The sequence below is a fragment of the Streptomyces sp. NPDC044719 genome (genome assembly GCF_056433405.1).
The window spans coordinates 394,619-408,476 of record NZ_JBWKHE010000008.1 but is presented as its reverse complement, the minus strand read 5'-3'; the positions used below and the strand labels follow the sequence as shown (position 1 = coordinate 408,476).

The following is a 13,858-nucleotide window of genomic DNA, read 5'->3' as shown; positions in this document are numbered from 1 at the left end:
GACCGCGGCCGTCTCGGGACGCTTACGCCACCGCGTTCAGCAGGTCGGCCAGCACGTCGGGCCGTTCCAGGGCGATGAAGTGGCCGGCCTTCGGCACCTGCGTGAAGTCGGCGGCCGGGAGCAGGCGCTTGTTGGCCTCCCGGTCCGAGGGGCGGGACCAGTCCTTCTCGCCGTAGACGAGGTGGACGGGTGCCTTGACCTCGGGGTAGCGCGCGCGGGCCGCGATGAGGCTGGGCAGAGCCTGGTACACGCCCCGGGCGACGGTCGGGTAGCCGGGGCGCTTGCCCACCTGGAGGAGTTCGTCCACGTAGTCCTCGCGCAGTGCGCTCCTGTCGCCGAGGCCGCCCTGAAGGATCTTGCTGAGGGCGGGCTTGGGCTCCACTCCGGCGATCACCGGGCCCACTCCCGGTGTGAGGACGCCGCTGACCACCACGCGGGCGAGGAGGCTGGACCGGGCGATCCCGCCGCGGAAGTCGTAGGTGTTCACCGCGACGACGCGCCGTACGCGCTCCGGCAGATCGGCCGCGACGGTCAGGGCGAGCACCGCCCCCATGGACTCCCCGACCAACGTCACGTCGTGCAGGTCGAGTTCGGTGAGGAGCCGCTCGACGCCCGCGCGCATGGCCGGCTCGTCGTACGACGCCCCGGGCACGATCTCGGAGTAGCCCATCCCCGGCAGGTCGAGGGCGTACACGGTGTACTGGTCCGCGATCAACGGGATGAGGAGACGGAAGTGCTCGGCCTGGGTGCGCACGGTGTGCAGCAGCACCAGCGGGGCACCGCTGCCCGCTTTGAGGTAGCGCAGCGTTCCCTCGCGGCCGTCGAGTCCTGTGCGAGGGGCGATGGTGTGGGTGGTGGTCCCCGGAATGTGAATCCTGGGACGTGACTCCTGGCTGGGCATCTCGCCGTCTCCCTGTCCTGTCCTAATTGGCAAGCTGGGCGTACAGCCCGGCCAGATCGCCGGCCAGGCCCGCCTTGACCTGACGCGTGATGTCGTCGGCGAGCACCTCGTACGCGCCCGTCTCGATGCCGTCGAGGGCGAGTGCGGCGACGTCACGAGGGTCGGACTTGGGTGCGTCGACGTCCGCCGCCAGGTCCGTGTCCACGTACCCCACGTGCAGTCCGGTGACGGCGATGCCGCGCGGCTGCAGTTCCAGGCGCAGGGAGTTGGTCTGCGACCACAGGGCGGCCTTGGAGGCGCTGTAGGAGCCGCCGAGGGCCAGCCAGGAGAGCACGGAGTGCACATTGAGGATGTGGCCGCCGCCGTTGCGTTCGATGATCGGCGCGAAGGCGCGGGTGACCAGTAGTGGGCCGTAGAAATTGGTCTCGAACTCCCGGCGTACGTCGTCGACCGGGGAGTCGAGGAAGGAGGCGCCGACCGCGGCACCTGCGTTGTTGATCAGCACGGTGGCATCCTGCGCCTGTGCGGCGGCCGCCGCCACGGAGGCCGGGTCGGTGACCTCCAGGGCCATTGGGATCGCGTCGGGGTGCGTCACGCTGCGCGGGTCGCGGGCCGTGGCGTAGACCTTGGCGGCGCCGCGCGCGTACAGCTCTTCCACCAGCGCCTTGCCGATGCCCCGGCTGCCGCCGGTGACGAAGACGTGTGCGTCCTTCAAAGCGGTCATGGCTGCCTCCACAGAATGAGAAACCGATCGGTTTCCATCACCGTAAACTGATCGGTTTCCAAGCGCAAGCTCATGTCAGGGGAACAGTCGCGTGGGGCCGGCCTCGGTGTGGCGTTCCGTATCCGTGGATCCCCAGACAGGCGGAGGACTCACCTGAGGTGGAACGCCGACTGCTGCGAGCGAGCGCTCCGGGCGTTGGTGACGGGGTGGTGGGTCAGCGAGGAGCCGGTTGAGGGGCTCGCAGCCCCGTAGGGCGGTCGGGCGGGGTGGTCCGCGACTCGGGCCCGCGGCTCGGGCTTGCATGCGAAAACCGATCAGTTTACGGTGGTGAAACTGATCGGTTTCTCGCCGTGCAGCAGGCGAGTCCCGACCCCGAGTCACTAGGAGCACGGATGACTGCCGCGCGCGACGCCGAGGGGCAACTGCCCGGTCCCAGGCTTCCGGCGAAGCTGGCCGCCCACCCGTCTGTACAGGCCGTACTCGCCCGGCGCAGGGCCGGTGACGCGGTGCGCCCGCCGGCGGTGATCGACGCGGCCTGGCTGCGCGAGCTGTGTCTGGCGGCCGGTGCGGACGACGTCGCCGCGGTCAGCCTGGACCACCCTGACCTGGCCGGCGAGCGCGAGTACGCGCAGTCGGCGCTGCCCGGCACCCGCACCCTGATTGCGATGGCGGTCAGGATGAACCGCGACAACTGCCGCTCCCCGGCCCGCAGCGTGGCCAACCAGGAGTTCCACCAGGCCGACGAGCAGGCCAACCATGCCGCGCGCAGCGTCACCCAGGCGCTCCAGGACGCCGGCTACCGCGCACTCAATCCGTCCGTCGGCTTCCCCCAGGAGATGGACCGCTTCCCCAGCGAGCGGATCTGGGTGGTGGCGCACAAGACGGTCGCGGTGGCCGCCGGGCTCGGCGTGATGGGCTTGCACCGCAACGTCATCCACCCGAAGTTCGGCAGCTTCATCCTGCTGGTCACCGTTCTGGTGGACGCGGAGGTGAGCGAGTACGGGCAGGCGCTGGACTACAACCCCTGTATCGACTGCAAGTTGTGCGTCGCGGCCTGCCCGGTCGGCGCCATCGCCAAGGACGGAGCGTTCGACGCGCTGGCCTGCACCACGCACAACTACCGTGAGTTCATGAGCGGGTTCACCGACTGGGCGCAGACCGTGGCCGACAGCGAGGACGCCGCCGACTATCGCTCCCGGGTCACGGATTCCGAGAGCGCCTCCATGTGGCAGAGCCTGAGCTCGCCCCCTGGCTACAAGTCCGGCTACTGCGTGGCCGTCTGTCCCGCCGGCGAGGACGTCCTGGGCCCGTACCTGGACGACCGCAAGTCGTTCATGGACACCGTGCTGCGGCCGCTCCGGGACAAGAAGGAGACGCTCTACGTGCTGCCGGGCTCACATGCGCAGGAGTACGCCCAGCGCCGATTCCCCCACAAGCCCGTCAAGGAAGTCACCGGCGGCTGGCAGCCCCCGGCGAAGCGTTCTGCGTCCCCCGAGCGAGAGTGACGTACGTAAGGAGGAACTCGGCGAGGGCAAGCTGTTCGGCGCGCTCGTCGTCCCCGCCGACTTCACCTCCTCCACCGCCGCACTGACCAGCACCGCGGCCACCGGGACCCCGGCCCGGCCGACGCTGACGGTGCTGGCCAATCAGTCCGCCGGCGGTCTGGGCTCCGGCCTGGCCCGGACGGCGACGACACAGGCGGCCGAGAACGCCTCGCTCCAGGTGGGCAAGGAACTGACCGCGCGGACCGGCGCGCAGCAGGCGAAGCTGCCCGGTGCGGCCCGCTCGACTCGCACAGCGGCCTGGGCCTGACGGCGTTCTACTACGCGCTCACCCTCGTGGTCGTCGGCATGCTCTCCGCCAACGTCATCAGCGGCCAGGTCGACCACGCCCTCGGCTACACCCACAACGACCTGGGCCCACGGCGCCTGCACCGCCCACTGATCCGGGCGACCCGGGTGCAGACCCTCGCCATCAGCAGCACCCTCATGGCCGGACTGTCCCTGCTGATGGGCACCCTGGTCATGGTGGGCGCGGTCGCCCTCATGGGCATGGACGCCTCTCACCTGCCGCTGCTGTGGCTGTTCTCGGTGTGCGCCATCGCGGTCTCCGGGATCGGCGCGCTGACCCTCCTCGCGGTCTGCGGCACGCCCGGCATGCTGGTGGTCACGCTGGTCTTCATCGGGATGGCGGTGCCGACGGCCGGGGCCACCCCCATCGAGGCGTTGCCCGGCTTCTACCGCTTCCTCGCGGAGTTCGAGCCGTTGCGGCAGATCACCGGCGGCATCCTCTCGATCCTCTACTACGACGCCCAGGGCGACGCCGGTCTGACCCGTGGCTGGGTCATGATGGCAGCCGGCCTCGTGGCCGCAGCACTGTTCGGCTTCGGCGTACTTGGGTGGTACGACCCCAAGGGACTGCACCGCATGCCGGTGGAGACGACGCCCGAGCAGACGGCGGTCCCGGCATAGCGGGAGCCCCTGGAAACCGATCAGTTTTCATTCTGTCGGAATCGAGTTAACCTCACAGCATGACCACAGAAGTGAAACCGACCCCCAGGGAGCGGCTGCTGGAGGCGGCGGCCACGCTCACCTACCGAGACGGTGTCGGCATCGGCGTCGAGGCGCTGTGCAAGGCGGCGGGGGTGTCGAAGCGCTCCATGTACCAGCTGTTCGAGAGCAAGGACGAACTGCTGGCGGCGAGTCTGGAGCGGCGCACTTCCGCCTACGTGGCAGTGCTCCTGCCCACGGTGGACGACGACCGTTCACCCCGGGAGCGGATCCTGCACGTCTTCGAGCAGGTGGAATCGCAGTCGGGTGCGCCCGAGTTCTACGGCTGCCCCTTCCTGGCCGCGCAGATCGAGCTCAAGGACCAGAGTCACCCCGCGAGCCGGGTCGCCCATCAGGTCAAGGAGAACCTGACCGCCTTCTTCCGTGCCGAGGCCGAGCAGGGCGGGGCGGGCGATCCCGGTCTGCTGGCCCGGCAGCTCAGTCTGGTCTTCGATGGTGCCAGCGCCCGCGCGGGCATCGGCGCGGACAAGCTGACGGGGCTCGTCGCGCCCACGGTGATCACCCTGCTCGACGCGGCAGGCATGCGCTGACGCATCGCCCCTCCAGAACGCTTCCCTACCGCCCGGCGTTCGGCGAGAGCCCCATAGCCGCAAGAGTGGTGCCGAGCATGCCGCAGGCGAAGAGCGAAGATCGCCTTCTTGTCCGGGAAGAGCCGGAAGAGATACGGCTGCGTGACGCCGAGCCTCTTGGCGATCGTCGCGGTGGTGGTGCCGTGGTAGGCCGGCGATCGCGAACTCGGCGATCGCCGCGCGGATGACGCTGTCGCGCCTCTCCTGCGCCTCCAAGTCCTACGCGCTCACCGGCCCGGAGCTGAAGGACATGCACGGGATCGCAGAGGACTTCGCGGCCGTGCTGGGACGCCCGGTCAAGTATGTCCCCGAAGACATCGAAACCTGGAACAAGACGTACGTGGACACCAACATGTCCGCGTACCCGCACATCGCGGAGCATCTGAAGACCCTGACCCGGATCATCGGCCGTGGAGGATACGGCGGCATCACCGACGAGCTGGAAACCCTGCTCGGACGCCCGCCGAAGACCGTGCGATGGGCTCTGGAGAACCACCCGCGCATCCGGAAGCCGGCGGCTGCCTGAGCCGCTGAGCGGACCGGAGCAGAACAAGGTCGCTCCGCCACGGGCTGGCCCCGCACCCTGGAAGGGTGCACGACGTCATCAGTGATTGCCCCGGTGCGCAAGGCAGGAGTCGACCGGGTCGTGACGCTCGTTGACGCTCCGAGCCCACAGAGTCAGTACGCCGCCCGACGTTCTGACCCGCAGACCCGGTTGCGTACAGCGCGCGCTCGAGGTTTCGCACGCCTGACGGTATGGCGAAACGCGGCCGATTCTGCTGGGGGCGCTTGCGCATGGAGCTTTCGCGCCCTTGTGGCCGCACCGTCGGCAGCTGACCGTGGTCTGTCAGCAGGGACGTGCCGCGACGACAGGGGGATCTGCATGCGAAGCAGGCTGGACAACATGGCGGGCCGGCTGCTGCTCACTGCGGCGGTGCTGCTGCACCGGACGGTGGCGAGCAGGGGGGCGCGGGAGCGGTGGCAGGGGCGAAGGAATGCGGCACTGCGCGGTGCCTACCGGCGTGGGGTGTTGGTGCCGGACCTGGCGGCCCGGTTGTGCCTGTCGGAGGGGTGGGTGCGCCAGGTCTTGAACGGGCGGAAGCCGGCGGAGCCACCGGAGGTCGAAGAGGCCGCCTGACCTGTGCGGCCAGCGATGGCCCGAGTGCGCTCGCCACAGCAAACAAGCCATTCGCCTGACGAGTTGGTCCGGTGTTTCCAGAGTGGTGGTCGAGGACTGCAGGCAAGCCGTTAGGATCACGGCATGATTACGGCCTGGTCGCCTCCATGCATGCTCAGGGTCCGCTCCGCGGGCCCGGTGCTGCGCGTGCTGGCCCTGGCCGTTTTGCTGTTCGGGGTCGTCGTGACACACGGCGCGCACGTCGAAAGCGTCACTGGACACCTCTCCATCAGTGCAACCGCACCCGCTGCACCCTCGGATGATGACCACGGCGGTCATGAGCCGTCACATCCTGGTGAGCAGTGTGCATCGGGGCAGCCTCAGCAGGGTTCTGTGCTGGTGCCGCCCTGCTTTGCAGCGTCGGTTCGCGAATCAGCCGGCACTGATGATGTCTCAGCCACGAGATTTCCTGCGGCTGGCAGGCCCATGGACGGTGCCCCACCCGCGGCTTTGAGAGCGGCCTCCGTAGTGCAGCAGGTCTAGAAGGACGCAACCCTCCGACCAGCCCGCCGTTTGTCACCGGTTCGGCTGGTACCGCGAGACGAGTGTCGTCCCGTACTCATGATGGGCCGTCACGTTCGTCGATGCCGTCCTGCCCCCCACCCATGCCTGCGCCTCACTCCAGCTCTTTGGAGACGCGGCAGCAGCGCGGAGGACCTGTGCCGACCCACTTTCGAATGACCGCTGATGGCCTTTGGGCCCCAGGCGGCTCATCCTGGTCACGCCGACTGGCCTCGGCCATCCGCGGTGCCCTCGTGATGGCCCTCATGCTGTGCGCCGTCATACATGGCGCCGTCGAGGAGACGCACGTTTCGGGACCCGTTCCCGCTGCTGCTTCGACGACGGCCGTGGGCGGGGAGCCCCACGAGCCCCACGTCCCCCACGGCTCCGAGGGCTGCGAGCCGAGCGTGGTCGTCCGTGCGGCGGCGCAGGCGGTGGAGGAGCTTCCCGTCGGCGCGATGGCCATGGTCGTCCTGGTCGCCGTGTCCGCTGTGGTGGGAGGACCGCCGGCCCGGCATGGATTGCGCAGACGCCGCAACACACGCACCGGGCGTGTGGCACTCGTCCGTACGTCCCGGTGGCGGATCTAGACCACTCGCTCGCAGCTGACGGACCCCGTCGCTGCCGCGCACCCGACGTCTGAGCGCGGACCTCGGTCCGCCCTGTCGCCGTGGGGCGCGAGATGAACCTGCACCTGCATTCATCGAGCGAGAGTGAAGACACAGACATGCAGTCATTGACCAAGGCCGAGTCCGGCCAGCCCGCCCTGTCCGGGCTGGTGGGCAACACGCCCCTGCTGCGGGTGTCAGAGCCGCTGGCCCCGGCCGGGCGCGGCTTCTGGGCCAAGCTTGAGGGGTTCAACCCCGGCGGTATCAAGGACCGCCCGGGGCTGCACATGGTGGAGCGGGCCCGTGCCCGTGGTGACCTGCGGCCCGGTGGGCGGATCATCGAGTCCACGAGCGGCACCCTGGGACTGGGGCTGGCTCTGGCCGGGATGGTGTACGGCCACCCGGTCATCCTGGTCACCGACCCGGGACTGGAGTCGTCCATGACCCGGCTGCTGACCGCGTACGGCACCCAGGTCAACGTCGTCTCCGAGCCTCATCCCACGGGCGGCTGGCAGCAGGCCCGCCGCGAGCGCGTGCAGCGGCTGCTGGAGCAGCACCCCGGATCCTGGTGCCCTGACCAGTACAGCAATCCGGACAACGTCGCCGCCTACACCCCGCTGGCGCTCGAACTCGCCTCGGAGATGGGCCACATCGACGTGCTGGTGTGCAGCGTCGGCACCGGCGGTCACTCGGCCGGTGTCTCTCGAGTTCTGCGGCAGCTCTACCCGGAGGTGACCGTCGTAGGGGTGGACACGACCGGTTCCACGATCTTCGGCCAGCCCGCCCGCCCTCGGCTGATGCGTGGACTCGGCTCCAGCATCTACCCCCGCAACGTCGCCTACCAGCAGTTCTCCGAGGTTCACTGGGTGGCCCCGCACGAGGCCGTGTCGACGTGCCGCCAACTGGCGGCCTCCCACTACGCCACCGGAGGGTGGAGCGTCGGCGCGGTCGCGCTGGTGGCCGGCTGGCTGGCGCGAACGATGCCCGCGGACGCTCGGATCGTCGCGATCTTCCCTGATGGTCCGCAGCGTTACCTGGGGACGGTCTACGACGACGACTTCTGCGCCGCCCACGGCCTGCTGAACTCACCACCCGCGCCCGAACCGGAGCTCATCGGCCGCCTGGACGAGAAGGAGGCCACTCGCTGGACCCGGTGCACCACTGTGGTCGATCCGCTCACTCTGCAGGACGCGGACCCGACCGTGGCCGAGGACGTCGCCGGCGTGGAGTCCGACTCGTCGGAGGTGGGCCGGTGAAGGGGCTGCTCACCCAGGTCCGGTCGTACGAACGCAGCGTCCAGCTGTTGATGGTGAACCAGTTCACCATCAACCTCGGGTTCTACATGCTGATGCCCTACCTGGCCGCCCACCTTTCGGGAACGCTCGGGCTGGCCGGCTGGATCGTGGGACTCGTCCTCGGTGTACGCAACTTCAGCCAGCAGGGCATGTTCCTGGTCGGCGGGACGCTGGCCGACCGGCTCGGCTACAAGCCGATGATCGTCGCCGGGTGTGTGCTGCGCACCCTTGGCTTCGCGACACTCGGACTGGTCGACTCGCTGCCCGCGCTGCTCGCCGCTTCCGCGGCGACCGGGCTGGCCGGGGCACTGTTCAACCCGGCCGTTCGGGCCTACCTCGCGGCCGATGCGGGGGAGCGCAGGGTTGAGGCGTTCGCCCTGTTCAACGTGTTCTACCAGGCCGGCATCCTGCTGGGCCCGCTGGCGGGCATGGTGCTGACCGGGGTGGACTTCCGCATCACCTGCCTGGTGTCGGCCGGCATCTTCGCGGTGCTGAGCGTCGTGCAGATCCGCGCGCTGCCCGCCCGGCGGGGCGAGGACGCCAAGCCGCAGGACGGCGACGGCGGCCAGGGCGTACTCGCGCAGTGGCGCGGCATCCTCGCCAACCGGCCGTTCCTGCTCTTCTCCCTCGCCATGATCGGCTCGTACGTCCTGTCCTTCCAGGTCTACCTGGCGCTTCCGCTGGAAGTGCGCCGGCTCGGTGGCGACGGGAACTTCGGCACGGCCGCGGTGGCGATGCTCTTCGCCGTCTCCGGGCTGACCACGATCCTCGGACAGACGCGCGTGACCGCATGGTGCAAGGCGCGCTACGAGCCCGGCCAAGCGCTCGTGCGCGGCCTGGCGGTCATGGGGCTGGCGTTCGTTCCCCTGTTGCTCGCCACCGCCGTACCCGTACCGGAGTCCCGGATCGGGCTGTGGCTGCTCGCGGCAGTGCCACCGACGCTTGCCGCGCTGATGCTGGCCATCGGCACCATGATCGCCTACCCGTTCGAGATGGACACCATCGTCCGCCTCTCCGGTGACCGCCTGGTCGCCACCCACTACGGGCTGTACAACACGATCTGCGGTGTCGGCATCACCGTCGGGAACCTGGCTACGGGCGCCGCACTCGACGCGGCACGGGCAGCCGGGGTTCCCGCGCTGCCGTGGATCACGCTGTTCGTGCTCGGCCTCGCATGTGCGACCGCCCTCTACGGCCTGCACCGCACCGGCCGCCTGGTGGCGGCTTCCGGTTCCGAGCCACTCCACGCCACCGTCTGACATCGACCCTTCGGCCTGGGGGTGGGGCGACACACGGAGCCCCACCCCTACGCGGTGGCGAGCCGACCGCTACGTCCCCGGGGGGCAAGAGCCAGGCGATCGACCGTTCGATCTTCCAGCGGTGCCGACCGAGGCGTTCGCCGGACTCTGGTCCCGGCGGGATCGGACGGCGGGTATGCCGCGGATGAGCGGCTTGAGGGCGAGGCTGTCGTGCATGTTCGCGCCGGGCCCGTCGACGATCGCCGAGGTCCACTCCAGCTCGCCCCGGGCCCCGAGTTCGCCCAGCACCGCCCGGTGCAGCCGATGTCACAGGCCGACGGGCATCATGCCGCACGCACGCACGCACGCACGCACGCACATCACGTCACGTGAGACAACCTCTAAGCCTTGACCGGTGCGGCCAACCTGGCGGCCTGCTCGATCTTCGCGCAGTAGGCCGCGCGGGCTTCCTCGTCGATCTGCGTCTCGTGTTCGGCGCGCACCCCGGTCCGGCCGTCGAGGCCCTCGCGCAGGATATCGGCGTGCCCGGCATGCCGGATGGACTCGCCGAGGACATGGACCATGATGGCGAACAGGTTCGTGTTGAGATAAGGCTCCGGCCACCACGGCACGTGGCCGGGGGCGTCGAGGGGAAGCTCGTTGATCGTCGTGTCCGAGTGCTCCCACGTGCGCCGGTAGAACCCGATGATCTGATCGCGGGTCTCGTCCTCGGTCGCCCACAGATCGCTGCCGTCGTAGTCCTGCCACCGGGACAGCGGTTCCGGGGAGGGGCGGTCGAAGACCTCGCCGAAGTACCTGGCCTCGACGGTGGCCACGTGTTTCACCAGGCCGAGGAGGTTGGTCCCGGTCGCTGTCAAAGGCCGGCGGACGTCGTATTCGGACAAGCCGTCGAGTTTCCAGAGCAGCGCCTCGCGGTCCCGGCGCAGTCTCCCGTGCAGGTTGTCTTTCGCGAACTCATCGATCATGCGGCGTGAGCCTGCCATGGGCAGCTTGTGCTCTCAAGATCCCGTACGTGGTCCGGCCGCCTAGCGGTCGACGAGTGTGGCGAGGTACTCGGCGTGATCGGCGGGGGTGCGTTGGTGGGGTTCAGTGATGTCGGGCGCGGTAGAGGTCACGCAGCAGGGCGATCTCGGCACCGTGGTGCAGCAGTTCCTGGTTGACCCACCACACGATGTCGACGAACGGCTCGTCCGGGTCGCTGCCGTGCGGGTAGGTGCAGTACCCCACGGTGTCGAGTGCTGCGTCGTCCGCGCTCAGCAGCGCCTCGCGCCAGGCCGCGGCGCCGGCGTCGAAGGCGGTGACCGCCGCTGCGGCGTCCGCGACGACGGGATAGTCGTCGCGGGTCAGCGTGTGGGTGCCGGCGGTGTGGTCGGCGCGCAAGGTCAGCATCTCGCTGAGGTGGCTCAGGCGCCATGCGATGGTGGTGAAGGGCGGGGGCCAGGGGTGCGGGTAGGAGGCGGCGTCGCGTCCCCAATCGCCGGTGCCGGCAAGGAGAGTCGCGCGAAGCCCCGGCCCGTTCACGCGCCGCCGTACCGACCAGCAGTCGGGCACCGGCTCCCAGAGGTATTCCTCGTCGGTCATGGGGCCGACTTCGGTGTCCGTCCCGTCGCCGCTGTCCATGACGGGCCCTGTCATGCGGTGGACGAGGCGCTCGCGAGCGAAGTCGAACTGCTCCAGTAACGGAGACAGGCGGGACGGTGTCGGCATCGGATGCTCCTGTGTCGAACTGGTCCTGGGCGATCCGCCAGCCTGGCACAACCAGCGCTACAGTCGCGTCTCGTTTTCCGGGGCCCCAGCGCCCGGCCGAAGGGCTTGCCGCAACCTCGGCGCATCCACGGTGGCCCGCATGCGATCACCCGCCGCAGCCGCGAGCCGGTGATCGCCGTCCCGCAGCTCCGCTCTCCCAACCCATGACCAGGAATCCCGCCCACTCAGGATTCAAGCCGGCGGTGGTCCTCCTCGTCCCACTTCCGGGTGTCACGGGGCTGGACGTACGGTTCGGCATCCGGGGGATGGCCGCCTGCCGTGGCACGCCGGCGCTGCAGCTCGGCGTCGAACTCCAGGCCCAGCAGGATCGCCAGGTTCGTGATCCACAGCCACACCAAGAAGATGATCACCCCGGCGAACGTGCCATAGGTCTTGTTGTACGAGGCGAAATTGGCCACGTACAGCGCGAATCCGGCCGAGGCGATGATCCAGATCGCCAGCGCCAGGAAGCTGCCCGGCGTGATCCAGCGGAAGCCGCGGACCCTGGCGTTCGGTGTCGCCCAGTACAGGAGCGCGATCATGACCGTGACCAGGATGATCAGCACCGGCCACTTCGCGATCGACCACACGGTCAAGAAGGTGTCCCCGAGGCCCAGCGCGGTGCCGATCTCGCGGGCCAGGCCGCCGGTGAACACCACGATCACCGCGCTGACCACGGCCAGCACCATCAGAACCACGGTCACACCGACCCGGACCGGCAGCACCTTCCACACCGGGCGCCCCTCGGGGACGTCGTAGACCGCATTCGCGCTGCGGATGAACGCGGCGACATAACCGGACGCCGACCACACCGCCAGCACCAGACCCACGATCGCCACGATCGAACCGAGCCCCGCGTTGCCTTGCATCTGCTGCACCGCGTTGCGCAAGACATCCTGCGCCGCGCCCGGGGCGAGCTTTTGGATGTTGTCCAGCACCTGCTGGGACGCCGACTGGCCGACGACCCCGAGCAGCGAGATCAACGCCAGCAGAGCCGGGAACAGGGCCAGGATCCCGTAGTACGTCAGTGCCGCGGCCCGGTCGGCCAGCTCATCCTTCTTGAACTCCTTCAGGGACCCCTTCAGCACCTGCTTCCAGGAGCCCCTGGGCAGATCCTTCAGCCTGTCGGGCGCCCGCTCCTCCACCTGTTCGTCCGGCCCGGGACTCGTCCCCTGTCCGGTCTCGGTCTCGTGGCCGGCCGTGGCGTGCCCGCCGTGCTTTCCATGCTGTCTCAGTGTCCGCACCATGCCCGGCGGGTATCCGACCACGGACCACCTATACGTTGTTTGTGGTATTTCATCCCGATAATCGCCCACGGTGACGAGGGTCCCGCGTGGTGCACTGGAAGCACTTGCTTCCCGGCCTCAGCGGTCGACCCGGCGGGACAGCCACAGGGCCACGGCCTCCGAGATCGGCTGGCCCGTTTCAAGTTCGATGAAGCCGTACTGGCCGCTCTGGTTGCACTCGAGGAACCACCAGAGGCCGTCCTCGTCCTCGGCGAAGTCGAAGGCGGCGTAGGCCAGTCCGGCGGCGGCGACGTAGTCGCGCACGGATGTGCCGACACGGTCCGGTACCGGAACCGGCTCCCAGGTGTGCTCGGTGTCTCCGTAGCGCCCGTCGACCTGGTGTGGTTCAGCCGTCTTGCGTGCCGCGAACAGCCGGGATCCGACACAGGTCAGACGGATGTCGGCGCGCTTGGGTACGTACCGTTGCAGCAGCGCGGGACCGGCCGCGACGCCGGAGAAGTCCGAGTCGGGGCCGATCAGCGTGGTGGGCAGGGTCAGGGTGGGTTCACCGGGCGGCGGCCCGGAGGCGGACTTCACCACCACCTCCCGGTGCTGCTCGGCGAACTGCCGTGCCAGGCGCGGCAATGTGGTGATGACGGTCGGTGGTACGGCGAACCCGCTGAGGTGAGCGGCCCTCAACTGCCATGGCTTCAGGCGGGCCCGGTCCGCGTTGCGCGGATCGTTCATCCAGCGCGCGGAGGACGAGTAGAGCATCCCGAACAGTGCCTGACGGGTCTCGGCGGTCAGCCACGCGGAGGGCTCCGCCGCGTGCGCGGCCGGTTCGCCGGGTCTGCGCACCCAGACGGACCGCAGACCTTTCATGCTGAGCAGGTGTCCGTGCGCGGACAGATGACCCTCGAAGTCGCCCTGGGTGTACAGCGTGGACAACAGGGCCTTGTCCGGCAGGTCGGCGGGATCCAGCCGCATCACGGGCACCGCCGCGTCGTGCAGCTTGGCCACCACCATGTCGGCGGTGACGTCCTCTTTGGAGGTCAGGATCAGTACGGTCATGCGATCGCGGACCGTCAGTCGTCGAAGTGTGCTTTGGAGCCGGCCGTGGACACCGTCGTACCGGCCGCCAGGAGCAGGTCCGGGTCACTGACGGCGGGGCTGCCGTCGGGCAGCACGTTCAACTGGCGTGACTCGTCGAAGCGGTAGGGCGTCGGCACGGCCGGAAGCGCCCTGGGGAAGGCGTAATTGAGGGTGAACGGTCGCACTCGAA

The 13,858-nt window shown here is 69.2% G+C and carries 14 protein-coding genes and 3 pseudogenes; 8 read left to right on the top strand and 9 right to left on the bottom strand.

Annotated features, from left to right (window positions below):
• Nucleotides 1–22: 22 nt before the first annotated feature.
• Both AC07DF_RS31315 and AC07DF_RS31310 read right to left on the bottom strand, forming a co-directional pair.
• Nucleotides 23–901, bottom strand: coding sequence for an alpha/beta fold hydrolase (locus AC07DF_RS31315; RefSeq protein WP_478978902.1), 879 nt, complete (start codon nt 899–901; stop codon nt 23–25).
• Between the two features lie 22 nt (nt 902–923).
• On the bottom strand, nt 924–1,625 hold the full coding sequence (locus tag AC07DF_RS31310) for an SDR family oxidoreductase (protein ID WP_478978899.1): 702 nt from the start codon (nt 1,623–1,625) through the stop codon (nt 924–926).
• A gap of 392 nt (nt 1,626–2,017) precedes the next feature.
• Between AC07DF_RS31310 and AC07DF_RS31305 the strand changes: the two genes are divergently transcribed.
• The 3 genes and pseudogenes from AC07DF_RS31305 to AC07DF_RS31295 all read left to right on the top strand — a co-directional run bounded on the left by AC07DF_RS31305 (nt 2,018) and on the right by AC07DF_RS31295 (nt 4,725).
• Complete coding sequence (locus tag AC07DF_RS31305) at nt 2,018–3,130, top strand: 4Fe-4S binding protein (protein WP_478978896.1); 1,113 nt, start codon at nt 2,018–2,020, stop codon at nt 3,128–3,130.
• A gap of 7 nt (nt 3,131–3,137) precedes the next feature.
• A pseudogene (locus AC07DF_RS31300) lies at nt 3,138–4,096 on the top strand (DUF3533 domain-containing protein); the annotation flags it as partial.
• A 59-nt stretch (nt 4,097–4,155) separates the two neighbouring features.
• The gene (locus AC07DF_RS31295) at nt 4,156–4,725 is read left to right on the top strand and encodes a TetR/AcrR family transcriptional regulator (protein WP_478978893.1); all 570 of its coding nucleotides are present in this window, start codon (nt 4,156–4,158) and stop codon (nt 4,723–4,725) included.
• Nucleotides 4,726–4,820: 95 nt separating this feature from the next.
• On the opposite strand, the pseudogene AC07DF_RS31290 reads toward AC07DF_RS31295, so the two are convergent.
• Nucleotides 4,821–4,980, bottom strand: a pseudogene (locus AC07DF_RS31290) (TetR/AcrR family transcriptional regulator); the annotation flags it as partial.
• Between AC07DF_RS31290 and AC07DF_RS31285 the strand changes: the two are divergent.
• From AC07DF_RS31285 to AC07DF_RS31265, 5 genes are all read left to right on the top strand, one after another.
• The gene (locus AC07DF_RS31285; RefSeq protein WP_478978890.1) at nt 4,949–5,290 is read left to right on the top strand and encodes a hypothetical protein; all 342 of its coding nucleotides are present in this window, start codon (nt 4,949–4,951) and stop codon (nt 5,288–5,290) included. The pseudogene AC07DF_RS31290 and the gene AC07DF_RS31285 sit on opposite strands and share 32 nt — an antisense overlap.
• A gap of 357 nt (nt 5,291–5,647) precedes the next feature.
• Nucleotides 5,648–5,902, top strand: coding sequence for a hypothetical protein (locus AC07DF_RS31280; protein WP_478978887.1), 255 nt, complete (start codon nt 5,648–5,650; stop codon nt 5,900–5,902).
• A gap of 797 nt (nt 5,903–6,699) precedes the next feature.
• Entirely contained in the window at nt 6,700–7,032 is a 333-nt protein-coding gene (locus AC07DF_RS31275) for a hypothetical protein (RefSeq protein ID WP_478978884.1), read from the top strand.
• A gap of 137 nt (nt 7,033–7,169) precedes the next feature.
• Nucleotides 7,170–8,306, top strand: a complete 1,137-nt coding sequence (locus tag AC07DF_RS31270) for a PLP-dependent cysteine synthase family protein (protein WP_478978881.1) — start codon at nt 7,170–7,172, stop codon at nt 8,304–8,306.
• Nucleotides 8,303–9,604, top strand: coding sequence for an MFS transporter (locus AC07DF_RS31265; RefSeq protein ID WP_478978878.1), 1,302 nt, complete (start codon nt 8,303–8,305; stop codon nt 9,602–9,604). Before AC07DF_RS31270 ends, AC07DF_RS31265 begins: the two co-directional genes overlap by 4 nt.
• Nucleotides 9,605–9,692: 88 nt before the next feature.
• Here the strand turns inward: AC07DF_RS31265 and AC07DF_RS31260 are convergent.
• From AC07DF_RS31260 to tgmA, 6 genes and pseudogenes are all read right to left on the bottom strand, one after another.
• A pseudogene (locus tag AC07DF_RS31260) lies at nt 9,693–9,907 on the bottom strand (hypothetical protein); the annotation flags it as partial.
• A gap of 77 nt (nt 9,908–9,984) precedes the next feature.
• On the bottom strand, nt 9,985–10,569 hold the full coding sequence (locus AC07DF_RS31255) for a DinB family protein (protein ID WP_478978875.1): 585 nt from the start codon (nt 10,567–10,569) through the stop codon (nt 9,985–9,987).
• Nucleotides 10,570–10,690: 121 nt separating this feature from the next.
• The gene (locus tag AC07DF_RS31250; RefSeq protein WP_478978872.1) at nt 10,691–11,311 is read right to left on the bottom strand and encodes a DinB family protein; all 621 of its coding nucleotides are present in this window, start codon (nt 11,309–11,311) and stop codon (nt 10,691–10,693) included.
• Between the two features lie 224 nt (nt 11,312–11,535).
• A complete protein-coding gene (locus AC07DF_RS31245) occupies nt 11,536–12,597 on the bottom strand; it encodes a YihY/virulence factor BrkB family protein (RefSeq protein WP_478978869.1) in 1,062 nt (353 codons plus the stop codon).
• A 117-nt stretch (nt 12,598–12,714) separates the two neighbouring features.
• On the bottom strand, nt 12,715–13,647 hold the full coding sequence (tgmB, locus tag AC07DF_RS31240) for an ATP-grasp ribosomal peptide maturase (RefSeq protein ID WP_478978866.1): 933 nt from the start codon (nt 13,645–13,647) through the stop codon (nt 12,715–12,717).
• 14 nt (nt 13,648–13,661) lie between these two features.
• Nucleotides 13,662–13,853, bottom strand: a complete 192-nt coding sequence (gene tgmA / locus AC07DF_RS31235) for a putative ATP-grasp-modified RiPP (protein ID WP_478978863.1) — start codon at nt 13,851–13,853, stop codon at nt 13,662–13,664.
• Between the last annotated feature and the right edge of the window lie 5 nt (nt 13,854–13,858).